The following is a 22,844-nucleotide window of genomic DNA, read 5'->3' as shown; positions in this document are numbered from 1 at the left end:
GTCGCGGAGTCCGAGGTGAGAGCGGCCGTGGGTATGCGGATCACCGGGCGGGCCAGCGCGACCCGGGCGAAGAGGGTCGGGCCGCTAGCACACTCGAACTCTTCTTCGACCTCGTCTTCGTCATCGCCGTTTCGATCGCGTCCTCACATCTGCATGACACGATCACGGCCGGCCGCCTCGGTGACGGGGTGGTGAGCTATCTGCTCGTGTTCTTCGGGATCTGGTGGGCGTGGATGAACTTCACGTGGTTCGCGACCTCGTTCGACACCGATGACTGGCTCTACCGCGTGCTCACGATCGTGCAGATGGGCGGGGTGCTCATCCTCGCCGCCGGCATCGGGCCAGTCTTCGAGGACCGCGACTTCCGGCTGCTCATCGCCGGCTACGTCCTCATGCGCATCATCATGATCTCGCAATGGCTGCGCGCCTCCCGCGGCGCCGGTCGGGCGCGATGGACGACGATCGTGTATGCGGCAGGGATCGGCCTGGCCCAGATCCTGTGGGTGATGTGGCTGGCCATCGACGACCCCATGATCCGGAGCGTGGGACTCGTCGTGCTCATCCTCGCCGAGGTGGCTGTGCCGGTCATCGCCGAAGCCCGCGGAAAGACACCGTGGCATCCGCACCACATCACCGAACGCTATGGCTGCTTCACGATCATCGTCCTCGGTGAGAGCCTCCTGGCCTCGGCGAACACTGTCTTCGACGCGTTGGGCGAAGTCGAGGACATCGTCCCGCTGATCTCGCTGGGCGTCCTCTGCCTCATCGTCACCGCCTCGATGTGGTGGATCTACTTCTGGCCGCCGCATCACCGCGCGATCGGCAGCCTCGGTGGATCGCTCAAGTACGGCTACGGGCACTATTTCATCTTCGCTGCGGCAGGGGCGTTCTCTGCCGGAGTCGGAGTCGAAGCCGATTCGCAGCTCGGCGCCAGCGCCCTCGACCGAGGGCTGGCGACATTCACGGTCTCGGTGCCGATCGCCGTGTTCGTCCTCGGGGTGTGGGTGCTCGCGATCCGCGCCAACGCCAACGGAGTCGTCAACACCGTCGTTCCGGCCTGCGCTCTGCTCGTCCTTCTCGACCCGATCATCCCGGTCCCGACGTTCCTCACGACGTTCTTCATGGTCATCATCGTCATCACCCTCGTCGTGTTCCCTCCACTGGACGAGAACGGCAAGTCCGCCGCCGAGGCGGTCGTCCGGTGAGTGCGTCAGAACGGCAGACCGTGATAGCGGTCGATGTGCCTCTGCTTGGCGTGGTCGACCCGACGTGACATCTCCGCGGAGTCGACCTGCACGTGCAGGGCCCGGACGCGGCGACGCTCAATGAGCCACAGCGCCAGGCGCAGGACCAGACCCTCGAGGCCGGATGCCCTGGCGCGGGTGTCCTCGCCGCTGTCGACGACGAGCTCCCGGGTCACGGTGACCGTGCGTTCGACGATGCGGCGCTGATGAGATGCCCCGCCGAAATCGGCGAGAGGTGGGCGGATGGGTGCGGTGAGAGTGCTCATGATGGGGTTTCCTCTCCATCGGTCAGGGGGAAGGCGTTGAACTGGATCTGCACCGGGCGGGAGCCCGGATCATTGCGGCCGCGGTACTTGTTGATGAAGGTCATAGTGGTCCTTTCGAACTCGGCGGCGATCTCAGCGAGTTGTTCCTTCGTCAGGCGCAGATTGCTCGTCTCGCTGACCGAGGCTGCGATCCACGATTTCGGCATCCGCTGGCCGTCATAGGCGGCATCGATGAAGTGTTCGAAGTTGCGCTGCGCATTGCGCACGAACTCTCGGTTGACGTAGGAGGAAGCCGTCCGTGCCGACGGGTCGAGTTCGCGCTCAGGGCCCGGCACCTTCATGGCCCCGGGGATCCTCTCCCACCACTTCTCTCGCCCGCTCCGTTCGCCCTCGACCTCGCGGATGAGCTGGTGCCGAGCGAGCTGACGCAGGTGGTAGCTCGTTGCCCCGGATGATTCGCCGAGGCGCTTGGCCAGGCCTGTCGCCGTCTGCGGACCCTGCGTGGACAGGGCATCGTAGATCGCCATCCGCAGGGGATGGGCCAGCCCCTTGAGGGCCGAGGTGCTGATCTCACGGATGCCATCGGGATGGGTGATCTCGTGAGTGGCGTCGTGTCCGGTGTCCTCGCTCATAGTGCAAAGATACGCTTGCAAAGAAGTCTTTGCAATACTTTCTTTGGATTATGTTCAGGCCATCGGCTGAGGCCTCGACGCGGCCAGGTCGATCGGGCTGAACGTCGGAGCCCGGCGCAGATGTGCCGGAGTCCGCCGCGAATGCGCCGGGTTCCCTATCGGTTCGTCTCTGAAAGTGGCACGCTGGAGTCATGGTTTCTCAGAGCGTCGTCCCATTTCACAGTGTCGTTCCGCCCTACCTTCTCGATGCGATCGCCGAGCGCGGCACCGAGCGATTTCCGAAGGCCGCGGCCGCCGCGGCCAGCTGCCGGATGTCCGACGAGAGCTGTCGGAACCTGCGCTTGGCCGGACTGCGCTATACCCCTCCGGCCGATCTCGGCAGAGACGAATCCGCGCTCGCCCCACCCGCTCCGGCGGGCCTGCAGCGCCTCGTCCACGATGCGCAGAACACCGAGGTGCTGCCCGGCGAACTCGTCCGCTCCGAGGGCGAAGAGCCCGTCGACGATGAGCCGGTCAACGAAGCCTATGACGGGCTCGGTGCTTCGTATTCGCTGTTCTCCGAGGTGTTCGGGCGCGATTCGCTCGATGGTGCGGGAATGCCGCTCATGGCCAGCGTCCACTATGGCAAGGACTACGACAACGCCTTCTTCGACGGCCGCCTCATGGTCTTCGGCGACGGCGACGACGAAGTGTTCACCGGGTTCACCGGTTCGCTGTCGATCATCGGCCACGAGCTCTCCCACGGTGTCATCAGCCACACCGCCGACCTCGAGTACTTCGGCCAACCGGGAGCGCTCAACGAGCACTGCGCCGATGTCTTCGGCGCCCTGACCCAGCAGCACGACGCGGGACAGAATGCTGAGGACGCCGACTGGCTCATCGGTGCCGGAATCTTCACCCCCGAGGTGACCGGCCGTGCTCTGCGCTCCATGATCGAACCCGGCACGGCCTATGACGACGACGTCCTCGGCAAGGATCCCCAGCCGGCGCATATGGACGATTTCGTCACCACCGATTCCGACAACGGCGGGGTCCACCTCAACTCCGGGATCCCGAACCGGGCCTTCGCGCTCGCTGCCACCGCCGTGGGCGGCCCGGCCTGGGAAAGCGTCGGACAGGTCTGGTACTCCGTCCTCACAGGAACTGAGATCACGCAGCGCACCGAATTCGCGGAGTTCGCAGAACTCACCATCGCCGAGGCGGCCGACCAGTTCGGAGCCGGATCCGACGTTCACGATGCGATCGTGTCCGGGTGGGAGACCGTGGGCATCTCCCACTCAGGTTCGGCACGCGGAAACCAGGGGAGCAGCTGGTGAACGAGAAACCGGCCGAGGGGTTCGGGCACCTGCTCGTCGAACGCTCGGGCGGGATCGGCGGGATGCTGCTCGTCTGGGACGTCGACATCGACGCGAGCTCTCGGCGGGATGACCTCGGTCCGCGCATCGCCGAACTTCCCTGGTCCGACAGCGGGCAGAGTGAGGATGCGCCGCGGCAGGCGGGTGCCGACCGGTTCGCCTACCTCATCGAAAGCCGGTACGGGCGAGTGCGCTTCGGCGAGTCGCAGATGCCGCCGGAGTGGAGGCAGCTCGTCGATGATGTGCGGGAAGTCGCCGAACCACAGAGGCGACAACCCGGCTGACCCCTATGCTGGAGGTCATGACCGATACCAACCATGACCCGAGCAGCGACGCTCGGACGACGGCCGAGAAGAACGAACGCGACCTCGAAGCCGGGGTCCACACCGACCTCAAGGAGTCGATGACATACGGGTCGTACCTCGACCTCGACCGGCTCCTGAACGCCCAACACCCCGTCAGCAGCCCCGAGCACCACGACGAGCTGCTCTTCATCATCCAGCACCAGACCACGGAACTGTGGTTCCGGCTCGTCATCCACGAACTCCTCGACGCCCGGCGACTCATCGCCGCCGATGAGCTGCAGACCGCGCTCAAGCGCATCGCCCGGGTCAAACACATCCAGAAGACCCTGACCGAGCAGTGGTCTGTCCTCGCCACGCTGACACCGAGCGAATACGTCGGGTTCCGCGACCAGCTCGGCCGTGCCTCCGGCTTCCAGTCCTGGCAGTACCGGGCCGTGGAGTTCCTGCTCGGCAACAAGAATCGGGCCATGCTCCCGGTCTTCGACGGTGAGCCCGAGGCGCGTGCGGCCCTGGAGCAGTATCTGGAGGAACCGAGCATCTACGACGAGTTCCTCGCCGGCCTGGCCCGCCGCGGTCTTCCGGTGCCCCAACGACTCCTCGACCGAGACAAATCGGTCGCCCACACCTTCGACGAGGAACTGTGCGATGTCTTCCGCATCATCTACGAGAACCCGCAGAAGTACTGGCAGGAATACGAGAGCTGCGAAGAACTCGTCGACCTCGAGGAGAACTTCCAGATCTGGCGCTACAGGCACATGCGCACTGTGCTGCGGATCATCGGCATGAAACGCGGAACGGGTGGTTCGAGCGGCGTCGGATTCCTGCAGAAGGCGCTCGATCTCACGTTCTTCCCCGAGCTCTTCGACATCCGCACCGGCATCGAGAACGGACCCGGCATCAGCCCCGACGGGATCTGAGCAGCACCTTCAGCCGAGCAGCAGGCTCTTCACCTGCGGGAAGAACGGGGAGTCGGGGTCGATGACATCGGCATGGTTCGCCCCCGGCAGCTCGGTCAGGGCCGCGGGGAAGACACGCGAGAATTCGACGTCGACGGTGGCATCGGCGTCCCCGTGGATCGAATGCACGTCGACGCGTGCCGGGATGAGGGCCGCCCGTGACCTGGGATCGTGGCGCAGGTAGGCTTCCATATCGACTTCCGGCCGCACACCCATATAGTCGAGGACTGCCCCATCGCCGAGGTTGCCCTCGACCTCCCGCAGCAGATCGGTCACCGGTGCCAGAGGACGCAGACGGATCCGGGGTCCCTCCGCGGGCAGATGCGAGGCCCAGGCGAGGACGAGGCAGCCACCGGCCGAATGGCCCGACACGACCAGATTCTCCCGCGCCCGCTCGCTCACACCCCACCGCGGCAGTTCGGCGCACACCGACTCGATGGCCGCGGTGACATCGTCGAGCAGGAGCGGCTGACCGCCGAGTCTGCGGTACTCGACGGAGGCGACGAGCACTCCGGACTCGGCCAGCGCCCGAGCCAATGGTCGGGCATGGGACAGATCGGTGCGGGGTCGGAAGTAGCCTCCGTGGACGAAGATGACCGTCGCCGAGGCGGCCGCCGGGTCACCATAGACCTCGACGAACTGCTCGGGGGCCTCCCCGTAGGCGTGCCGGAACGCCGGAGCCAGGTCGGTCCCGGCGGCAGAGAGTCCGGGGATGCGCACGGATTCGACGCTCATCCTTCGGAACCCCGAGGTGCGTTCACCCCACCAGCGTCGGCGTCGCCTGCGCGGGTTTCGCCCGAGCCGGTCCGGCCGGCAGTGCCCGCTTCGTCGGTGGCGTCGGCCTCGCCGTTCTCCCGCGCACGGTCGACCTCACGCGAGCGTTCGACGAGGTCACGGACGCGGGTGAGCTCCGACAGCTTCGGGTCGAGAGTGTCACCGGAGGACTGCCCGCGCAGTCGGCGACCGACCCACGGGGCCAGGTACTCACGGGCCCACCGCGACTCCTCGCTCATCACTTCTCGGATCGCCCGCGTCGGACGTGCCGGAACTCCGAAGCCCTTGGCCGGCAGTGAGCGGCCGCTCTCAAGCGTGGCCAGAGCCTGCTCGGCGACGAGGTGGTGACCCTTCGTCGACAGGTGGATGCGGTCATCGGCCCACATCTCCGCGGCGTAGAGCGACCGCAGCCCCCACAGGTCGACCATATGGCAGCCGTGCCGCTGCGCGATCGACCACAGATGGGCGTTGTAGATTCCCACGCGCGGACGCACCGCACGGATGAGCGGGGTGCTGAACTCGGTATCGAAGCCATTGCACATGAGCACCTCGATGCCGGCCTCACGCATCGCGATCACGGCGCGTTCGAACTTCGCGGCCAGGGCATCGATATCGGCCTTCGGACGCAGGCAGTCATTGCCTCCGGCGCACAGGCTCACGAGGTCCGGCTTCATCTCGAGGACCTGCGGCACCTGGTCATCGACGATGCGGTCGAGCAGACGCCCCCGGATGGCCAGATTGGCATAGGACAGGTCCGGACTGCCCACCGACGACTCGGTGAGCATGAGAGCGAGCCGGTCGGTCCAGCCGCGGTACCGGTCCTCGACCCTGGGGTCGGGATCCATCAGACCCTCACTGAACGAGTCTCCGATTGCGACGTATGAGGTGATCGGCTCAAGCATCAGGGATCCTTCTCTCTTCGTGCGACTCATCCAGACTATACGCTGGGCCCGACTCGGCCTACCCCGCGGTAGCCCCCATTACTACCTGACGGCGGCCCAGCAACCTCGCGCGAGGTTGCTGGGCCGCCGTCAGGTAGCAATTGGGGAGGGAAGAGGGTGAGAACGCGCCCCGTCGGAAGCCTCCCGCCAACGCGGCGAACGGCCCCGAGGTCGCCCCGCCGAAACCTTGGGTGGCGTACACTCGACACCGCAGCCAGACGTCGTCGTCGACCCCCTCGCTAGGAGCAGAATGTATCGGTCAGTCCCGGTCCCCGCAGCCACAGATTTCGTCATCGCGAACGCGCGGATCGTGCCCGTGGCCGATGCGTCCGGGAACCGTGCCGAGGCGATCGAATCCGGCACGCTGACGGTCAGGGACGGCCGTATCACCGAGGTGGCCCCCGGCTCCGTGGACACCTCATCCCTCCCCGCGGACACCGAGGTCATCGACGCCGACGGACGCTGGGTCCTGCCCGGTTTCATCGAAGCCCACGGCCACCTCGGCGTGCATGAGGACGGTGAAGGCTGGTCCGGTGACGATACGAACGAGATGACCGATCCCAACGGGGCGGGCCTGCGCGCGCTCGACAGCATCGACCCCACCGATCTCGGATTCAAGGATGCGCTGCGTGGGGGTGTCACCTCGGCGCTTATCAAACCCGGTTCCGGCAATCCCATCGGCGGTCGCACCGCCTTCCTCAAGACCTGGGGTCGGATCGTCGATGAAATGCTCGTGACGCAGGATCTGTCCGTGAAGTCCGCACTCGGCGAGAACCCGAAACGCGTGTACGGGGAGAAGAAGGTCACCCCATCGACGAGGATGGGCACCGTCAAGATCATCCGCGACGCCTTCGTCGAAGCGCGGAACTACCAGGCCAACCGTGCGCAAGCCGAAGCCGACGGCACCCCGTTCGACCGCGACCTGGTCAAGGAGACCCTGGCCGACGTCCTCGACGGCAAGCTCGCCTGGGACCAGCACTGCCACCGTGCCGACGATATCGCCACCGCCATCCGCCTGTCCGAGGAATTCGGCTACCGCCTCGTCATCAACCACGGGACCGAGGGCCACAAGATCGCCGACTTCATCGCCGCCAAGGGCATCGACGTCATCCTCGGGCCCCTGATGACCTCCCGGTCGAAGGTCGAACTGCGCGACCGCACCCTGGCCACCGCGGCCTCCCTCGCCGAGGCGGGAGTGCGCATCGCTCTGACCACCGACCATCCGGTCATCCCGATCAACTTCCTCATCCACGAAGCCTCGCTGGCCGTGAAGGAAGGCCTCGACCCGATCGTCGCGATCGAAGCGCTGACGATCAATCCGGCCGCGATTTTCGGCCTCGAGGACCGCCTCGGCTCCTTGGCCGTGGGCCGTGACGCCGATATCGTCATCTGGTCCGGCGATCCGCTCGATCTGAACTCCCGCGCCGAGACCGTCTTCGTCTCCGGCCGGCGCGTCTTCGACTACGACGCCGCCTCAGGAACCGCGCACATCGCCGACCCGCTCGGCCCGACACTCATCAGCGAGCCGTGAGCGACAGAGAACTCGAGGACGCCACCACCACCGAGGTTCGGGTCGAGGACCCGACCGAACCGGGCCCTGTCCGCGGTTCGTCCCCGGCCCCGGTCTCCGGCGGCAATCCGGAGGCCGGATCCCAGGCCCTGCGCGAGCTGCTCGAGCGCACCCGACTGCAGCGACTTGCCGAACTGCGGGACTCCTCACCGGAGCCCCAACCTGAGGACATCGCCAAGGCCGCGGCGGCGAAGGCGGCGAAGTCCGAGCGCAGCGGCGGGCGGTCGAAGTCCCGCACCGACCACCTCGGTGCGTCTCAGCGCATCGCCCAGAAGGTTGCTCGGCGCACCGTGGGCAAACTCGTCTCCGGTACGACGGAGAACACGCAGCCGGTGCCGATCGTCACCGCGCTCAAGGGCACCCCGTACCAGGCACCCGTGCAGGCGAATGAGCCGAGCGAAGACGAAGCCCGGATGATCCTTGACCTCGCCGCCGATATCGCGGCGATGATGATGCGCGCCGGTGCCGGCACCAGCGATGTCGAGGTCTCCGTCATCGCCGCGTGCACCGCCTGCGGTCTGGCCACCGTCGAGGTCGATCTGACCTCGAACACCCTCGTCGTGCACTATTCGACCTCGGACGGACGTCTGCTGACGGTGATGCGGGTCAACCGCGGTGAGTCCACGCATTTCGCGAAGCTCGCCTCGGTGCACAAGCTCGTCACCGACCTCGTCGACGGACGTCTGGAATTCCACGAGGCACGCAGCCGTCTCGACGCGATACGGACGCAGCGGCGACCGTTCCCCGAATGGTTCACCACCGGTGCCTGGGGCTTCATGGTCGGTGCCCTCGTCCTGCTGCTCGGGGGAGGGCCGATCGCGATTCCCCTGGGCATCACGATGGCCATCGTCGTGTTCCAGTTCGGCAAGCTGCTCGGTCGCACCCACCTGCCGTCGTTCTTCACCACGGCGCTGCAGGCCGCCTCGGCGACGCTCATCGCCACCATCGCCGGCGACGTGGGCATCATCGCCTCACCGCAGTACCTCGTGGCTGCCGGAATCGTTCTGCTGCTGCCGACGCAGTCGCTGTATTCGGCGGTTCAGGATGCGCTGACGAACTTCCCGCTGACCGCGGCCGGGCGCGTGGTCGGGGTGTTCATGACTCTGGCCGGCATCGTCTCCGGCATCGCTCTGGGAATCGTGTGCGGTCAGGCCATCGGGCTCAGTCATATCGAAGTGCTCGTGCCGAAGACGAGCCCGCATGTGGTCACGGCGATCCTGTCGATGGTGGCAGCGGCCGTGGTGGCGATGTCGGGTGCGGTGGCGATGTCGGCCAGGCGCCGGTTCATCCTGCCGGCGGCGCTCGTCGGCCTCGCTTCGCACATCACGATGATGTCGCTGACACTGTTGGACGTCGACAATGTGCTTGCCAGCCTGCTGGCGGCCACCGTCACCGGATTTCTGTCGCGGCCGCTGGCGCTGCGGCTGGGAGCGCCGGCGATCGTGCTCATGATCCCCGGCATCTACACCCTGCTGCAGGGACTGTCGATCTTCACCGCCGTCTATCAGATCGCGTCGGAGTCGGAGAACGTCTCCTTCGCCGTGGGTCTGTCCTCGCTGTTCACCGCGATCCTGGCGAATGCGGCGCTCGCAGTCGGCGCTGTGCTCGGCAGCTATCTGGCGCTGCCGCTGAAGAACCTCAAGAGCCGGAGCTCGGCCGAGGAGAAGGTCGAAGAGGTGCGCAGCGGCGAGACCTCGACCTCTGTCATCGACTCGGTGCAGCCCGGTGGCGCGAAGACCCAGTCGAGTGGATCCGGGGGAGCGAAGGCTCAATCGGGCGAGTCCGGAGGCGCGAAGACGCAGTCGAGTGGGCCCGGAGGAGCGGGGGCCTCGGACGAGGCCGACACCGGTCCGATTCAGATCTGATCCGGGCTCACCATCAATTTGGACTCAGACCTGATCCGGCAGAGCCCAATCGATCGGGTCGATGCCCTTCTGGGCGAGCAACTCATTCGTGCGCGAGAACGGTCGCGAGCCGAAGAACCCCCGCCGTGCCGACAGAGGTGAAGGATGCGCGGATTCGATGATGGCCACCTCGGCGTTCCCTGATGTCAGCAGGGGAGCGAGGTTCCGGGCATCGCGGCCCCAGAGGATCGCAACAAGCGGCTGATCGCGTTCGATCAGCGCGGTGATTGCCCGTTCCGTGATCTCCTCCCATCCTTTGCCGCGGTGGGAGGCGGGTTCGCCGGGGGAGACGGTGAGGGCGCGGTTGAGCAGCATGACTCCCTGGCGTGACCAGGCGCGCAGGTCCCCGTGCGCGGCCGGCGGAATCCCGAGGTCGGACTCGAGTTCCTTGTAGATGTTGCCCAGCGACCGCGGCAGGGGGCGGACATCGGGGTCGACGGCGAATGACAGGCCGATGGCGTGGCCGGGCGTCGGATAGGGGTCCTGGCCGACGATGAGGACCTTGACCTCGGACAGCGGTTCGGCGAAGGCGCGGAAGACGAAGTCCCCGGAGGGCAGGTAGGCGCGGCCGGCGGCGATCTCGTCGCGGAGGAAGTCGCCCATCGAATGGATGCGCTCCTCCACTCCGGCCAGGGCGTTCGCCCAGTCGGGGGACATGATCTCGGTCATCGGAGGCGTCGACGTCATGGGCACGAGTGTAGCGATGCACTATGGTCGGCGCCGCCTCGGCGAGGGTGGGAATCGACCTGCGCGCACGTGCACGGAGCGCAGAGCGGGTGTGCGCGATCGCCTACCGAACCGGTGTATTGCCGTTCGGCGCTACGCGTTATGCTCAGCCTAAGGAGTTCATCGTTGAACGAAAGGACCGAAATGTCGGAATTCCCAGAGGCCAAGAACTGGAAGATGCTCATCGGCGGTCAGTGGGTCGACGCCGCTGACGGCGACACCACCGATGTCATCACCCCGATCGACCGCAACGTCGTCATCGCCAAGGTGCCCAACGGCAAAGAGGCCGACGCCGACCGCGCCGTCAAAGCCGCACGGAAGGCCTTCCCCGAGTGGGCGGCCCTTCCGTTCAAAGAACGCCAGAAGAAGCTTCTGGCCTGTGCCGATGCGCTCGAAGCCGCCTCGGAGGAGCTCGCCCAGCTGACCGCTCTCGACACCGGCAACGCGATCCGCACCCAGGCTCGCCCGGAGACGATCATCCTGGCCGACCTGTTCCGCTACATGGGCGGCGTCGCCGGCGAAGTCAAGGGCAACACCCTGCCCGCCGGAGACAAGCAGCTCCAGTACACCAAGCGCGTGCCCCTGGGTGTCGTCGCCGGCATCCTGCCGTGGAACTCGCCGCTGATGATCGCCGCCTTCAAGACCCCCGCCGCGATCGCCGCCGGCAACACGATCGTCCTCAAATGCGCCGAGGATGCACCGCTGACCATCCTCAAGATGGCCGAGATCATCGCCGACATCCTCCCTGCCGGTGTGCTCAACGTTGTCACCGGCAAGGGCTCGGTCATCGGTGAGGCCCTCAACGTCCACCCCGACGTCGACAAGGTCTCATTCACCGGATCGACGAGCGTCGGCCGTCACGTCGCCGAGCTGGCCGGTGGTCGACTCGCACATTCGTCGATGGAGCTCGGCGGCAAGTCCCCGAACATCATCTTCCCGGACTCGAACGACGACGACACCCTCGAGCAGGTGCTACTGTCCACCCGCTTCGCCCGCCAGGGCCAGTCGTGCACCATGGGCTCGCGCCTGTTCCTCCACGAAGACATCTACGACGATTTCCTGTCCAAGCTCGTCGACGCGGTGTCGAAGATGAAGGTCGGCGACCCCCGCGATGAATCCACCGACATCGGCTGCATCATCAACCAGAAGCAGTACGACCAGGTCGCCAGCTACATCGAGATGGGCAAGGCGATGGACGGCGTCGAGATCGCCTATGACGGCTCCGATTTGCTGGAAGTCGGCGAACCCGGCTTCTACCACGCGCCCGTGATCTTCTCGAAGGCGAAGAACGACTGGCAGACCAGCCGCGAAGAGATCTTCGGCCCCGTCCTCTCCGTCATCCCGTGGAAGGACATCGACGAGGTCATCGATATGGCCAACGACTCCGACTTCGGTCTCGCGGCCTTCGTCTTCACCAAGGATGTGGACGCAGCCCTGACCATGGCCAACCGCATCGAGTCCGGCTGGGTCCAGGTCAATCAGGGCGGCGGCCAGCTGGCCGGTCAGTCCTACGGCGGCATGAAGACCTCGGGCTTCGGCCGCGAGGCATCGCTGGAAGGGATGCTCGAGGGATTCACCCAGATCAAGCAGGTCAACATCCGCATCCGCTGATCCTTTTCCCCGCCGAGGCGGGTCTGCCCTCGCGGTCGAACGCGGGGTCGACCCGATCCTGGCGATCGGGTCACCCGGTCCGCCGAGGCGGCCCCGCCTCGGCGAAGGTCGTTCCCTTCACCCCGTCGTCATGGTCACCGATCCGGTGCCGTGCGGCGGGGTGGTGCGGTTAGTTGGGGACTGACTTGGGCCGTTCGGGGACCGACCTCACATCCGCGGCGGCGCGCCGGAAATTTCAGTACCGCCGATCGGGCGATAATATAGAAGCACAGACACCTCTCGAAGGAGCACAACCTCTATGCCGCCGAACGACGACACCTCAGAACTGAGCGAGCTCGAGGTGGCCGTTTTGGAGTTCGAGCGGCGGTGGTGGAAATACGGAGGCGCCAAGGACCACGCGATCCGTGAGCGCTTCGATATGTCAGCCACCAGTTACTTCCAGATACTCAACTCGCTTCTCGACAACCCTGCAGCTCTGGCCAGCGACCCCATGCTGGTCAAGCGCCTTCGCCGAATCCGCAGCACGCGGCAGAGCGAACGCGCCCAAGCCCGCGTCTCGAGGTAGACATGACCGACGAATTCGACGAGATCGAGCCCGGACGGCGCAGCGGTGCCCATCGACAGGAGTCCGCGGCGTCGTCGAACATCGGTGCCATCTCGCTGGTCATCATCCTCGCCCTGGTCGCCGTGCTGCTGGTCGTGGCCGCCATCAACATCATCTTCTCCTCGATGGGCAATCCCGAGTCGAAGATCGCCGACCCTCCGGCCTCCGAATCGGCGTCGGCCGAACCCTCGCCGAGTGAGAGCGAGGTCAGCGTCGCAGACGACTCGATCACCGTCGACGTCCTCAACGGCTCCGGCGTCTCCGGTGCTGCGAAGAAGTTCTCCGAGGCGGTCGAGGAGAAGGGCTGGAAACTCGGGCAGGTCGGCAACTATTCGACGAACCTCACTGATTCGACCGTGTACTACAACGGCGAAGAGAACGCGTCCCAGGCCAAGCTCGTCGCCAAGTCGCTGGGAGTCTCTGCCACGGAGGCCTCGTCCGACTTCGAAGCCGACGTCACCGTCGTCATCTGTTCGGACATCGCCGATCGTGGACCCGAGTCCAGCGAAGGCGGGGACTCGGAGTGATCCTATGCGGTTCGGCGGCGCGGCAGCGCAGCTGAGTCGGCGGGATCGGTTCGGGCTCGGCCGCTTCGGTCGTAAGGGCATGAGTCGGCGGGACTCCTCGGTTGCGGTCGGGTCGTGACCGTGCGGGCCGCCTCGGCGAATTTCTGACCGAACGGTCTGATTTCATTCGCCGCGATCCCTGCTGTGAACTGGGCAGAAACCCTTAGATAACGAATCTATAACAGTGCTGAACCACTCTAGGCGGGATGCGTGCCTGCGGTAGAGTTGCAACAGCTAGGCAAGCACAGCACCTTGTGTTCTATTCGTGCTTCACCGAGATTATTCTCTAGAGGTCAATGAGAGAAGTCGCGGGGTCAGTTGAGTTTTACTAGCTTCCGTATCTCGGGTGGGGTCATCTGATCGCGGCTGCGATGCGGGATTTCAATGGCACTGCACTGTATGGAGAAGTAATGGCACAAGGTACCGTCAAGTGGTTCAACGCTGAAAAGGGCTATGGATTCATCACCCTCGAAGGCGACAACCAGGACGTGTTCGTTCACTGGAGCGCAATCCAGATGGACGGCTACCGCTCTCTCGAAGAGGGCCAGCAGGTTCAGTTCGAAGTTGGAGAAGGACAAAAGGGTCCTCAGGCGGAGTCCGTCACCCTCCTCTGAGACTGGCTGCTGTCAGCACAGTTTTCTGATCCGCTGCGGCGGGGCGTCGGAACGGCTTTCGGGCCGACCGGCACCAATCGCACGGGGGAAGCGCCGAGCAGGCAACTGCTCGGCGCTTTTCAGTGCCAGCGCGAGGGAGTGGCTGCTGGCGGGGTGCCTGCGGGGGGGAGAGCCGGCGGGGCCCTCGGCGCCTCGTGTCCATTTGATGCCTGCGACTTGCTGGTCACGGATCAATCGGCGTAATTGACCACCTTGTTTCGTATTGCTCACTTTCCTCGGTGTGTTTTTCAGAGTAGACAGTACCGAAAGCCTGGAGTGCGGACGGGGAGGCCTCTGGAGTCGACCTGCGGGCCGCGGTCGGAGCCTGTTCGCAGGCTCGGGGCACGAGCGGCGGGCAGGATCTGAGGCCCGCGCCACCGCCGCCTGCGCCACTTGCACCACCTGCACTGCAGCAGGTGTGCCACCTGCACCGCCGCCTGCGCCGCCTGCGCCAAGCGTTTCGCGCTGGGCCGAACTGCCCTCCCCGACTCCTTCGCGCGCCGCCAGCTCGCGGATCCGAACTGTCCTCGCCCATCTTGGCGGGCGACAAATATTTGCACTCGCATGGGGAGAGTGCTAAATCTAGTACTGGTGAAAACCGATGGGTTCCCACCAGTCGTCTCGAGAGCGTGGTCCATATGTGGAATGGAACATGCGGACACACTCTCTGCCGTCGCGGGCGTTGATGACTGCTCTGGATTCCCACTCCACTCCATCAGGGAGGATCTAAGCCACTATGGCAAAGATGATTGCATTCGACGAAGAAGCTCGTCGAGGACTCGAAGCTGGCCTCAACCAGCTTGCGGACGCGGTCAAGGTGACCCTTGGACCCCGCGGTCGCAATGTCGTGCTCGAAAAGCAGTGGGGCGCACCGACCATCACCAACGATGGCGTCTCCATTGCCAAGGAGATCGAACTCGAGGACCCCTACGAGAAGATCGGCGCCGAACTCGTCAAGGAAGTCGCCAAGAAGACTGACGACGTCGCAGGCGACGGAACCACCACCGCTACCGTGCTCGCACAGGCCCTCGTCCGCGAGGGCCTGCGCAACGTGGCAGCCGGTGCTGATCCGCTCAGCCTCAAGCGCGGCATCGAGAAGGCCGTTGAGGCCGTCACGAACGTGCTGCTGAACAACGCCATCGACATCGAGACCAAGGAACAGATCGCCGCCACCGCTGGCATCTCCGCCGGAGATCCTGCAATCGGCGAACTGATCGCCGAGGCCATCGACAAGGTCGGCAAGGAAGGCGTCGTCACCGTCGAGGAGTCCAACACCTTCGGACTCGAGCTCGAACTGACCGAGGGTATGCGCTTCGACAAGGGCTACATCTCCGGTTACTTCGTCACCGACACCGATCGCCAGGAAGCTGTCCTTGAGGATCCCTACATCCTCATCGTCAACTCCAAGATCTCGAACGTGAAGGATCTGCTGCCCGTCCTCGAGAAGGTTCAGCAGTCCAACAAGCCGCTGTTCATCATCGCCGAAGACGTCGAGGGCGAAGCCCTGGCCGTCCTGGTGCTGAACAAGCTCAAGGGCACCTTCAAGTCCGTGGCCGTCAAGGCTCCGGGCTTCGGTGACCGTCGCAAGGCTCAGCTCGCCGACATCGCCATCCTCACCGGTGGCCAGGTCGTGTCCGAGGAAGTCGGGCTCAAGCTCGACAGCGTGACCACCGATCTGCTGGGCACCGCCCGCAAGGTCGTCATCACCAAGGACGAGACCACCATCGTCGAGGGCGCCGGAGACGCCGAGGAGATCGCCGGACGGGTCGCTCAGATCCGCGCCGAGATCGAGAACTCAGACTCCGACTACGACCGTGAGAAGCTGCAGGAACGTCTGGCCAAGCTGGCCGGCGGTGTTGCAGTCATCAAGGCCGGAGCCGCCACCGAGGTTGAGCTCAAGGAAACCAAGCACCGCATCGAAGACGCCGTGCGCAACGCCAAGGCTGCTGTGGAAGAGGGAATCGTCGCCGGTGGCGGCGTCTCGCTCATCCAGGCTGGCAAGGCCGCATTCGCCGACCTCGCACTCGAGGGAGACGAGGCCACCGGTGCCAACATCGTCAAGGTTGCCATCGAAGCCCCGCTGAAGCAGATCGCCACGAACGCCGGCCTCGAAGCCGGTGTGGTCGCCGACAAGGTCGCCAACCTCGAAGCCGGATTCGGTCTCAACGCCGCAACCGGTGAGTACGAGGACCTGCTGGCCGCCGGCATCAACGACCCGGTCAAGGTGACCCGCTCTGCTCTGCAGAACGCCGCCTCGATCGCCGGTCTGTTCCTCACCACCGAGTCGGTCGTCGCCGACAAGCCCGAGAAGGCCGCCGCAGGTGCAGACGCAGCTGCCGGTATGGACGGAATGGGTGGAATGGGCGGCATGGGCTTCTGATAGCCACCGCTTGTTCGATCGGCCGTGCCGGTGCCCGCAGGGGTGCCGGCACGGCCGTTCTCGTGCTGCGACTCCCGGATCCCGGCCCGATGGTCAGATCGTTCACGCGGACGTGTCCGCTCGTCGTGAGTCGGCGACCACCATCGCCGAGGCGGCCCGCCGACCCGTTGTTCCGCAGCCTCGCCCCGCATAGGCTGGACCCATGACCTTCACCGGAACCGATTCCTGCGGAAACAGTCCGAAGAACGTCTTCGTCGCGACGTTCGAGGAGAATCTCTTCAACGGCGACAGAGAAGCACTCAACGAGGTGATCGCCGACGACTGCGTGCTGCAGATCGTCCACGCCTCTGACGTTGAAACCCACACGGGTATGGACGCCGTCGTCGAGGCGCTGTTGAAGTTGTCCGGCCAGTCTCACGAGGTCGGTCACCTCGAAGCTGCGGTCACCCACGGCAAGGCCGCGGCCGCATGGGGATACTGGCAGGCCGAGGCCGACGGCGACGACCTGCGGCACTTTTCGCACACGATGTGGTTCACCACGCACAAAGCTCAGGACTTCGGGCAGATGAGAATCTTCCAGGTCTGAGCCAGATCGGGACCTGTCAGATCCGGATCTTCCAAGCCTGAGCCAGAACAGGGTCCGCTGGACCTGAGCTGTGCCCTCAGTCCCAGGGGTTATCGCGGTTGTAGCGGCGATGCGACCGGTGCCGGTCCCGCTCTTCCCGGCGTGAGATCTGTCCGGGAGAGTACGGCGGATGGGACGGATGCGGCGGTTGCAGGCCTGTGCCGAAGTCGGCTTCATAGTCCCGCTCGGGGGCTTCGCCCTCTTCGAGCTGTCGCTTGGCCTCAGCATCCCCGAGCTGGGCCCGAGCTCTGCGGGTGAGCTCCTTCTTCCGATTGCGGATGATCTCGTCCTTACGTGCGATGTGCCCTAAACCGCCGAGCAGCGAGGGAATGATGACGAAGATCGGCCAGAAGAAGATGAACCCTCCAGATGCGATCGATGAGATCGCCCAGATCGCCAGCACGATCCCGACTGGCCCGGCGACTGCACCCAGCAGTGACCGGCGCACCCGGTCCCGGTAGTACTTCTGCGCCGCGGCATCGATCTGCTCCGGCGTGATCGGCACTCGCTCTGCCTCGAGGCGAGCCAGGGCCTGCGCGCGACCTGCGTCGTCGAGCCTGCCAGGTTCGACCTCGGCCGGATCGGCGAGGACGAGATCCTCGATCAGCGCTGGTACTTCACCGAGCGTCTTGATCTTCGCAGCCGCCTCGGTGCGTTCATCGAACTCCTCAACGTCGAGCTGACCGAGGGCATAACCCTCCGAGAGGACATCACTGACGACCGCGCGATCGGCATCAGAGGCCCGGACCTGCCCATACGATCGGGGATCTGCGCTGAACCGCGACCAGAGGGGACTGGCGTTCATGGTGAATACTCTAACCCCGCGGTCAGCGGTGAGACTGAGGATCAGCCGGGAATCGGGCTGGACTAGACTCGATCGAGTGGAACCCGTCGTCGTGCTCATCCTCTTCGCCGTGTTCCTCGGCGCATTGTCCCAACGCGTCACCGGGATGGGATTCGGCTTGGTCAGCGGCCCTTTCCTCGTTCTCCTCCTCGACCCGTTCAGCGGCGTCATCCTCGTCAACATCTGCGGAATCGTCGCCTCATTCTCCGTCTTCGTCCGCACCTTCGCCGAAGTGGAATGGCCGCCCTTCCGACACCTTGCCTTGGGAGCGGTGATCGGCACCATCCCCGGCGCACTGCTGTCGTCATCGCTGCCCACCCCACTGCTGCAGATCCTCATCGGCGCACTCATCGTCGTCTCCCTCATCAGTTCGCTGACCTTGGGGAAGCTGGGGCGGACGATTCCCGCGAACGGCGGCACACGGCTGACGGCCGGGCTCTTCTCCGGGGCGATGTCCGCCGCGGCAGGAGCCGGGGGACCGGCGGTGAGCGCCTACGCAGTGCTGACGAACTGGGAACAACGGTCGTTCGCGGCCACCCTGCAGCCGTTCCTCGTCGTCGGGACCGCCTCGGCGGTGGTGATGAAGGTGATCATCGACGGAGGGACCTGGCCGCATCTGGAACTCGGAGTCTGGATCGGACTCGGACTCGTCCTTGTGGCGGGCCTCGCCGGAGGAGATTGGCTCTCCCGACATATCGACGTGAGCGCAGCGCGGATCGGGATGCTGGTCCTCGCATTCGGGGGCGGGATCGCGGCCTTGGTCAAAGGTCTTGTGGCCCTCGTCTGAGGCGGTGGCGCTCGTCTGAAGAGGTGGCGCATAGGCCGTCTGAGACGGTGGTACGCGGGGCGATGACCGGTGCCGTCTGACCTGCGCACACCGGTGTCGCATGATCTCGTGCAGCGGTCTTCCACCGCCTGGGTCTGAGCCGTCGTCGACGGTCAGGGACTGAGCGGATGTGGGGCACAGGCTCAGACGTCTGTCAGTTTCATCGGGCATACTGTTCGAGGACAAAGCTAGCCTGGGAGGCATGGATCGTGACTGAAGTATTTCTGTTGCTGCTCGTAGTTCTCGGGGCCGTTTTCTTCATCGGTCACCGCAAGGAGAAGAAGCGGCAGCGGGAATTGCACGCCGCTGAACTTCAGCAGGTGAAGAAGACTGCTGAAGAGGACGTCACCGCATTCGGTGAGGAAGTCGCCGAACTCGACGTCATCACCGCGGGCGTCGACCTCGACACGGGCGGAGCGCAGGACTACAAGCAGGCGCTCGACTCGTACGACGTCGCGAAGGAGACGCTCGAGAAGGTCTCCGAACCCACTGACATCCGCCACGTCACCGAGGCGCTCGAAGACGGCCGCTACGCCGCCAAGTGCGTTCGCGCCCGGGTCGAAGGCAAACCCCTGCCGGTGCGTCGTCCGCCCTGCTTCTTCAACCCGCAGCACGGTCCCTCGGTCGAAGACATCGACTGGGCCCCGGCCGGCGGCCAGCTGCGCCCCGTGCCCGTGTGCGCCGCCGACGCCGAACGCGTCGCCGTCGGAGCCGACCCGCTGGTGCGCAAGGTCGTCACCGGTGACGGTCACACCCGTCGCGCTTACTGGGAGGCCGGACCGGCCTACGCCGAATACAACCGCGGCTACTTCAACTCCTACGCCGGCTCCGGCCTGCTGCCCGGCGTCCTCATGGGCGCCATGATGTTCGGCGGCATGGGCGGCGGCTGGGACGGCGCATACGGCGGCGATATGGGCGACGCCGGCGGAGACATGGGTGACGCTGGTGGCGACATGGGCGGCGGTGACGGCGGTGGCTTCTTCGGAGGCGACGGCGGTGACGGCGGCGGTCTGTTCGACGGATTCGGAGACATGTTCTGATGGACACGATCGAGATCCGCGGCGATTCGATCAGACTCGGCCAGCTGCTCAAACTCCACGGAATCGCCGAACACGGTGCCATGGCCAAGGACATGATCGCCGACGGTGAGGTCAGCGTCAACGGTGAGGTCGAGACCCGCCGCGGTGCCACGATCCGTCCCGGCGACCGCATCGAAGCTCTCGGCGAAGTCATCGAGGTGGCTGCCGAGGAAGGCTGACAGTTTGCAGATATGAGAGGAGGGCGTCCCCGCGGGGACGCCCTCCATCTGTCTGTTCGGATTGAAACGCTGTCTGTTCAGACTGAACTACTGTCTGTTCGACTTGAGCTCCCTACTGCAATTCAGGAGCTCCCGGGGTGTCGTTCATGCCCGGGGCATCCCACAGAGCCGACCAGTTCGACGTGTCCTCTTCGAACGGCAACTCGTTGGAGAGGATGCCCTTGACCTGGATCTCCAGGGGATTGTCCCGCTGCTTCGGGCCCAATTGCACGAACGGATAGAAGGTTCCGCGCTTGTACTGGTAGACCAACGCCATCCGACGCCCGTCGGGGTGGACGAAGTATACGGTGGTGCACAGCAGCATCGTGTCGAAGCCCTGGTTGACCAGCGCCGAGTTCACGGCGTGGATGTTCGTGACGAGGTTGACCACCTCGGCGTTCTCATCGGCAACGACCTGCCACGTGAATCCGAAGCCGTCGTTCTCCTGCCTCACCGAGGCGGCCGGGTCGGAGCCGATGAGGGCGACGCTTTCGGACTCAGCGGTTTGGAACGCGGCTCCCTCGACCTGACGGAAGGCGACGGCTCCGACGCCGGTGGGGGTGAAGCCGGTTGCGGCCTGCAGCGTCAGTGCCGCCGGCGGCAGGGCGAAGAGGTCGTCGAGGTTGGCCCGTTTCGGTTTGGACCGACCGAGCAGTGCGTCGAAGAATCCCATGGAGCTCCTATTTCGGTGGTGCGCAGTTCAAAGGGTGCGGTGGGTGCTCACTCGGGGCGGGAGAGCTGGGCGGAGATCTGGGCCAGCTGCTCCAGTCGCTTCTCGAGTGAGGGGTGAGTGGAGAAGAGCTGGCCGAAGGCGGCCTTTCCGCTGATGGCGGGGATGAGGGCGAGGTGGTTCGCCGAGGCGGACGACCGCAGATCCTTCTCCGGAATCTTGGACATGTCTCCGCTGAGCTTCGTCAGCGCCGACGCCAGGGTGGACGGTGCACCGGTGAGGATGGCTGCTGCGCGGTCGGCGGCCAACTCGCGATACCGGGAGAGGGCGCGGATGAGGACGAACGAGAGCCCGTAGACGACGGCTCCGACGAGGATGAAGAGCAGCTGGATCGGAATGCCGTTGTTATTGTTGTTCGACCGTCCGAAGCTCATGTAGTAGCCGGCGCGCATCATCAGTGCGGCGACGACTCCCGTGACGCCGGCAACGGTCATCACCGTGACATCGCGGTGGGCGACGTGTGAGAGCTCGTGAGCGAGCACGACCTCGACCTCATCACGGTCGAGCTTCTCGAGCAGACCACGGGTCACGCACACCACCGAGCGCTCAGGGGAGCGGCCGGTGGCGAAGGCATTGGGGATCGGAGAGTTCGAGACGGCCACGCGGGGCTTCGTCGAATCGGCCAGCTGGCAGAGTCGGTCGACGATCGTATGCAGCTCCGGAGCCTCCTCGGGGGAGACCTCCCGTCCGCCCATGGCACGCATGGCGATCTTGTCGGAGAAGTACCACTGGAAGAAGAACGCGCCAGCGCTGATGAGGACGGCGATGATGACGCCGCCGACGCTCTGGCCGATGATCATCCAGATCGCGAGGATGAGCACGACATAGATGAGGCCGTTGAGGAAGATCGTCCATCCCATCCGCATGGTCAGTCCGTTGTCTTTGACGAAGCGATTCTTCACCGGGATTCCTCTCTGGCAGTGGCAGAACCGGCCCACTGTCGAAGACAATGGGCCGGGTGCATTTCGGTGCTCTGTGGTTTCAGGCCGGGTCCGGGATGAAGCCCTCGCCGGTGAGCAGTTCGGCGATCTCGGCCAAGGTGGCGTCGACGAAGGGGATGACGACATCGGAGGATCCGAGGTAGTCATCGGCGACGGGCTGCCCGTTTGCCGTGACGTAGTCGTGGAGGGCACTCAGCGCGGTGCGGGCGGCTTCCTCGTTGCCGGCGTTGACGGCATCTTCGACCTGGTTGTCGTACTTCTGGAGCAGATCCTGGTCGACGTTCTTGACGTCGAACTGGCCTTCGCCCATGATGCGGATGATCATTGCTGATCCTCACCTTCGAGCGACTTCTGGTCCTGCTTCTCGGACCCGGCAGGCAGGGACTCACGCATCCGCTGGAGTTCCATCTCGACGTCGTTCTCGCTGGAGAGGGAGTCGAGCTGGGCGGTGATATCGTCCTTCTGGGTTCCCGTGACGTCGTCGAGGGCACCTGAAGCGAGGAGCTCATCGACGGCACCGGCCCGCGCCTGCAGCGATGCGGTTTTGTCTTCGGCGCGCTGGACGGCGAGCCCGACGTCACCGAGCTCTTCCGAGATGCCCGAGAACGCCTCGCCGATCTTGGTCTGTGCGTCGGCAGCGTTGTACGTGGCCTTCAGCGTCTCCTTCTTCGTGCGGAAGGCGTCGACCTTGGCCTGCAGGCGCTGCGAGGCAAGAGTGAGCTTCTGCTCCTCACCCTGGAGTCCTTCGTGCTGGGTCTGCAGGTCGGTGATCTGCTGGGTCAGCCCGGACTTGCGGGTCAGGGCCTCGCGAGCGAGGTCTTCGCGACCGATCTGCATGGCCTTCTCGGCCTGACCGGAGAGCTTGTTCTGCTGCTGTTCGAGCTGGTTGATCTGCAGCTCGAGGCGCTTGCGGCTGGTGGCGACATCGGCAACACCACGACGGACCTTCTGCAGCAGCTCCAGCTGCTTCTGGTACGAATAATCAAGGGTTTCGTTGGGGTTTTCGGCCTTGTCCAGAGCTTTGTTGGCCTTGGCACCGAAGATCGTCGCGATCCGTTGGAAGATACTCATCCGTAGTCGACTCCTGCATTGGT

Annotated in this window: 24 protein-coding genes and 1 pseudogene; 15 read left to right on the top strand and 10 right to left on the bottom strand. The window is 65.1% G+C overall.

Features of this window, described 5'->3' with window-relative positions; translation table 11 throughout:
- Positions 1 to 95: 95 nt before the first annotated feature.
- Positions 96 to 1,205: pseudogene (locus tag SB749_RS01885) on the top strand (low temperature requirement protein A); the annotation flags it as partial.
- Between the two features lie 5 nt (positions 1,206 to 1,210).
- Here the strand turns inward: SB749_RS01885 and SB749_RS01880 are convergent.
- Together SB749_RS01880 and SB749_RS01875 are read right to left on the bottom strand one after the other, a co-directional pair.
- Entirely contained in the window at positions 1,211 to 1,510 is a 300-nt protein-coding gene (locus tag SB749_RS01880) for a hypothetical protein (RefSeq protein ID WP_410708746.1), read from the bottom strand.
- Positions 1,507 to 2,142: a winged helix-turn-helix domain-containing protein gene (locus SB749_RS01875; protein ID WP_410708744.1), complete on the bottom strand. Its 636-nt coding sequence runs from the start codon at positions 2,140 to 2,142 to the stop codon at positions 1,507 to 1,509. Before SB749_RS01875 ends, SB749_RS01880 begins: the two co-directional genes overlap by 4 nt.
- Before the next feature lie 191 nt (positions 2,143 to 2,333).
- Here SB749_RS01875 and SB749_RS01870 point away from each other — a divergent pair, with 191 nt between their 5' ends.
- The 3 genes from SB749_RS01870 to SB749_RS01860 are packed head-to-tail and all read left to right on the top strand — an operon-like array spanning position 2,334 to position 4,719.
- Positions 2,334 to 3,458 (top strand): M4 family metallopeptidase, encoded by a 1,125-nt coding sequence (locus SB749_RS01870; protein WP_410708743.1) that lies wholly within the window; start codon positions 2,334 to 2,336, stop codon positions 3,456 to 3,458.
- Positions 3,455 to 3,781 carry a protealysin inhibitor emfourin gene (locus SB749_RS01865; protein WP_410708742.1) on the top strand — a complete coding sequence of 109 codons (327 nt, stop codon included), beginning with the start codon at positions 3,455 to 3,457 and terminating at the stop codon, positions 3,779 to 3,781. Before SB749_RS01870 ends, SB749_RS01865 begins: the two co-directional genes overlap by 4 nt.
- A 17-nt stretch (positions 3,782 to 3,798) precedes the next feature.
- Positions 3,799 to 4,719 (top strand): tryptophan 2,3-dioxygenase, encoded by a 921-nt coding sequence (locus SB749_RS01860; protein WP_410708741.1) that lies wholly within the window; start codon positions 3,799 to 3,801, stop codon positions 4,717 to 4,719.
- Positions 4,720 to 4,728: 9 nt separating this feature from the next.
- On the opposite strand, the gene SB749_RS01855 is transcribed toward SB749_RS01860, so the two are convergent.
- Positions 4,729 to 5,493, bottom strand: a complete 765-nt coding sequence (locus SB749_RS01855) for an alpha/beta hydrolase (protein ID WP_410708740.1) — start codon at positions 5,491 to 5,493, stop codon at positions 4,729 to 4,731.
- Entirely contained in the window at positions 5,490 to 6,434 is a 945-nt protein-coding gene (locus SB749_RS01850; RefSeq protein ID WP_410708739.1) for an SGNH/GDSL hydrolase family protein, read from the bottom strand. Before SB749_RS01850 ends, SB749_RS01855 begins: the two co-directional genes overlap by 4 nt.
- Before the next feature lie 289 nt (positions 6,435 to 6,723).
- Here SB749_RS01850 and SB749_RS01845 point away from each other — a divergent pair, with 289 nt between their 5' ends.
- Together SB749_RS01845 and SB749_RS01840 are read left to right on the top strand one after the other, a co-directional pair.
- Entirely contained in the window at positions 6,724 to 8,004 is a 1,281-nt protein-coding gene (locus tag SB749_RS01845; RefSeq protein ID WP_410708738.1) for an amidohydrolase, read from the top strand.
- The gene (locus SB749_RS01840) at positions 8,001 to 9,908 is read left to right on the top strand and encodes a threonine/serine exporter ThrE family protein (protein ID WP_410708737.1); all 1,908 of its coding nucleotides are present in this window, start codon (positions 8,001 to 8,003) and stop codon (positions 9,906 to 9,908) included. Before SB749_RS01845 ends, SB749_RS01840 begins: the two co-directional genes overlap by 4 nt.
- A gap of 24 nt (positions 9,909 to 9,932) precedes the next feature.
- Here the strand turns inward: SB749_RS01840 and SB749_RS01835 are convergent, their stop codons facing one another.
- Positions 9,933 to 10,634 (bottom strand): uracil-DNA glycosylase, encoded by a 702-nt coding sequence (locus SB749_RS01835; RefSeq protein ID WP_410708735.1) that lies wholly within the window; start codon positions 10,632 to 10,634, stop codon positions 9,933 to 9,935.
- 183 nt (positions 10,635 to 10,817) lie between these two features.
- On the opposite strand from SB749_RS01835, the gene SB749_RS01830 reads away from it, so the two are divergent.
- The 6 genes from SB749_RS01830 (at position 10,818) to SB749_RS01805 (ending at position 17,073) form a co-directional block, all read left to right on the top strand.
- Positions 10,818 to 12,284 carry an aldehyde dehydrogenase family protein gene (locus SB749_RS01830; RefSeq protein WP_410708734.1) on the top strand — a complete coding sequence of 489 codons (1,467 nt, stop codon included), beginning with the start codon at positions 10,818 to 10,820 and terminating at the stop codon, positions 12,282 to 12,284.
- Positions 12,285 to 12,582: 298 nt separating this feature from the next.
- Positions 12,583 to 12,849 carry a DUF3263 domain-containing protein gene (locus tag SB749_RS01825; protein WP_025780444.1) on the top strand — a complete coding sequence of 89 codons (267 nt, stop codon included), beginning with the start codon at positions 12,583 to 12,585 and terminating at the stop codon, positions 12,847 to 12,849.
- A gap of 2 nt (positions 12,850 to 12,851) precedes the next feature.
- Positions 12,852 to 13,415, top strand: a complete 564-nt coding sequence (locus SB749_RS01820) for a LytR C-terminal domain-containing protein (protein WP_181270737.1) — start codon at positions 12,852 to 12,854, stop codon at positions 13,413 to 13,415.
- 449 nt (positions 13,416 to 13,864) lie between these two features.
- Positions 13,865 to 14,068: a cold-shock protein gene (locus tag SB749_RS01815; protein WP_025780447.1), complete on the top strand. Its 204-nt coding sequence runs from the start codon at positions 13,865 to 13,867 to the stop codon at positions 14,066 to 14,068.
- A gap of 775 nt (positions 14,069 to 14,843) precedes the next feature.
- Entirely contained in the window at positions 14,844 to 16,487 is a 1,644-nt protein-coding gene (groL, locus tag SB749_RS01810; protein ID WP_039208485.1) for a chaperonin GroEL, read from the top strand.
- A 202-nt stretch (positions 16,488 to 16,689) separates the two neighbouring features.
- On the top strand, positions 16,690 to 17,073 hold the full coding sequence (locus SB749_RS01805) for a hypothetical protein (RefSeq protein WP_410708733.1): 384 nt from the start codon (positions 16,690 to 16,692) through the stop codon (positions 17,071 to 17,073).
- Between the two features lie 76 nt (positions 17,074 to 17,149).
- Here SB749_RS01805 and SB749_RS01800 read toward each other — a convergent pair whose 3' ends face one another.
- Positions 17,150 to 17,917 carry a DUF1707 domain-containing protein gene (locus tag SB749_RS01800; protein ID WP_410708731.1) on the bottom strand — a complete coding sequence of 256 codons (768 nt, stop codon included), beginning with the start codon at positions 17,915 to 17,917 and terminating at the stop codon, positions 17,150 to 17,152.
- 76 nt (positions 17,918 to 17,993) lie between these two features.
- Between SB749_RS01800 and SB749_RS01795 the strand changes: the two genes are divergently transcribed.
- The 3 genes from SB749_RS01795 (at position 17,994) to SB749_RS01785 (ending at position 20,040) form a co-directional block, all read left to right on the top strand.
- Entirely contained in the window at positions 17,994 to 18,743 is a 750-nt protein-coding gene (locus SB749_RS01795; RefSeq protein ID WP_410708730.1) for a sulfite exporter TauE/SafE family protein, read from the top strand.
- A gap of 248 nt (positions 18,744 to 18,991) precedes the next feature.
- The gene (locus tag SB749_RS01790; RefSeq protein WP_410708729.1) at positions 18,992 to 19,822 is read left to right on the top strand and encodes a hypothetical protein; all 831 of its coding nucleotides are present in this window, start codon (positions 18,992 to 18,994) and stop codon (positions 19,820 to 19,822) included.
- Positions 19,822 to 20,040, top strand: a complete 219-nt coding sequence (locus tag SB749_RS01785; protein ID WP_264799629.1) for an RNA-binding S4 domain-containing protein — start codon at positions 19,822 to 19,824, stop codon at positions 20,038 to 20,040. The genes SB749_RS01790 and SB749_RS01785 overlap by 1 nt, the downstream gene beginning before the upstream one ends.
- Positions 20,041 to 20,152: 112 nt before the next feature.
- Here the strand turns inward: SB749_RS01785 and pspAB are convergent, their stop codons facing one another.
- From pspAB to SB749_RS01765, 4 genes are all read right to left on the bottom strand, one after another.
- A complete protein-coding gene (gene pspAB / locus SB749_RS01780) occupies positions 20,153 to 20,752 on the bottom strand; it encodes a PspA-associated protein PspAB (RefSeq protein WP_410708728.1) in 600 nt (199 codons plus the stop codon).
- A gap of 47 nt (positions 20,753 to 20,799) precedes the next feature.
- The gene (htpX, locus tag SB749_RS01775; protein ID WP_410708727.1) at positions 20,800 to 21,711 is read right to left on the bottom strand and encodes a zinc metalloprotease HtpX; all 912 of its coding nucleotides are present in this window, start codon (positions 21,709 to 21,711) and stop codon (positions 20,800 to 20,802) included.
- Positions 21,712 to 21,790: 79 nt separating this feature from the next.
- Positions 21,791 to 22,075, bottom strand: a complete 285-nt coding sequence (gene pspAA / locus SB749_RS01770; RefSeq protein ID WP_139468159.1) for a PspA-associated protein PspAA — start codon at positions 22,073 to 22,075, stop codon at positions 21,791 to 21,793.
- On the bottom strand, positions 22,072 to 22,821 hold the full coding sequence (locus tag SB749_RS01765) for a PspA/IM30 family protein (RefSeq protein WP_039208503.1): 750 nt from the start codon (positions 22,819 to 22,821) through the stop codon (positions 22,072 to 22,074). Before SB749_RS01765 ends, pspAA begins: the two co-directional genes overlap by 4 nt.
- Positions 22,822 to 22,844: the final 23 nt, after the last annotated feature.

The organism is Brevibacterium sp. SIMBA_078 (assembly GCF_046534565.1).
Taxonomy (GTDB): domain Bacteria; phylum Actinomycetota; class Actinomycetes; order Actinomycetales; family Brevibacteriaceae; genus Brevibacterium.
The sequence above is the reverse complement of the archived record's forward strand: the minus strand, read 5'-3'. Positions and strand labels throughout refer to the sequence as shown.

What these genes read in the sequence shown, in the direction of transcription:
- SB749_RS01880 (WP_410708746.1), bottom strand. Translation starts at nt 1,510, where the DNA reads ATGAGCACTCTCACCGCACCCATCCGCCCACCTCTCGCCGATTTCGGC.
- SB749_RS01875 (WP_410708744.1), bottom strand. Translation starts at nt 2,142, where the DNA reads ATGAGCGAGGACACCGGACACGACGCCACTCACGAGATCACCCATCCC.
- SB749_RS01870 (WP_410708743.1), top strand. Translation starts at nt 2,334, where the DNA reads ATGGTTTCTCAGAGCGTCGTCCCATTTCACAGTGTCGTTCCGCCCTAC.
- SB749_RS01860 (WP_410708741.1), top strand. Translation starts at nt 3,799, where the DNA reads ATGACCGATACCAACCATGACCCGAGCAGCGACGCTCGGACGACGGCC.
- SB749_RS01855 (WP_410708740.1), bottom strand. Translation starts at nt 5,493, where the DNA reads ATGAGCGTCGAATCCGTGCGCATCCCCGGACTCTCTGCCGCCGGGACC.
- SB749_RS01850 (WP_410708739.1), bottom strand. Translation starts at nt 6,434, where the DNA reads ATGCTTGAGCCGATCACCTCATACGTCGCAATCGGAGACTCGTTCAGT.
- SB749_RS01845 (WP_410708738.1), top strand. Translation starts at nt 6,724, where the DNA reads ATGTATCGGTCAGTCCCGGTCCCCGCAGCCACAGATTTCGTCATCGCG.
- SB749_RS01835 (WP_410708735.1), bottom strand. Translation starts at nt 10,634, where the DNA reads ATGACGTCGACGCCTCCGATGACCGAGATCATGTCCCCCGACTGGGCG.
- SB749_RS01830 (WP_410708734.1), top strand. Translation starts at nt 10,818, where the DNA reads ATGTCGGAATTCCCAGAGGCCAAGAACTGGAAGATGCTCATCGGCGGT.
- SB749_RS01825 (WP_025780444.1), top strand. Translation starts at nt 12,583, where the DNA reads ATGCCGCCGAACGACGACACCTCAGAACTGAGCGAGCTCGAGGTGGCC.
- SB749_RS01820 (WP_181270737.1), top strand. Translation starts at nt 12,852, where the DNA reads ATGACCGACGAATTCGACGAGATCGAGCCCGGACGGCGCAGCGGTGCC.
- SB749_RS01815 (WP_025780447.1), top strand. Translation starts at nt 13,865, where the DNA reads ATGGCACAAGGTACCGTCAAGTGGTTCAACGCTGAAAAGGGCTATGGA.
- groL (WP_039208485.1), top strand. Translation starts at nt 14,844, where the DNA reads ATGGCAAAGATGATTGCATTCGACGAAGAAGCTCGTCGAGGACTCGAA.
- SB749_RS01805 (WP_410708733.1), top strand. Translation starts at nt 16,690, where the DNA reads ATGACCTTCACCGGAACCGATTCCTGCGGAAACAGTCCGAAGAACGTC.
- SB749_RS01800 (WP_410708731.1), bottom strand. Translation starts at nt 17,917, where the DNA reads ATGAACGCCAGTCCCCTCTGGTCGCGGTTCAGCGCAGATCCCCGATCG.
- SB749_RS01785 (WP_264799629.1), top strand. Translation starts at nt 19,822, where the DNA reads ATGGACACGATCGAGATCCGCGGCGATTCGATCAGACTCGGCCAGCTG.
- pspAB (WP_410708728.1), bottom strand. Translation starts at nt 20,752, where the DNA reads ATGGGATTCTTCGACGCACTGCTCGGTCGGTCCAAACCGAAACGGGCC.
- pspAA (WP_139468159.1), bottom strand. Translation starts at nt 22,075, where the DNA reads ATGATCATCCGCATCATGGGCGAAGGCCAGTTCGACGTCAAGAACGTC.
- SB749_RS01765 (WP_039208503.1), bottom strand. Translation starts at nt 22,821, where the DNA reads ATGAGTATCTTCCAACGGATCGCGACGATCTTCGGTGCCAAGGCCAAC.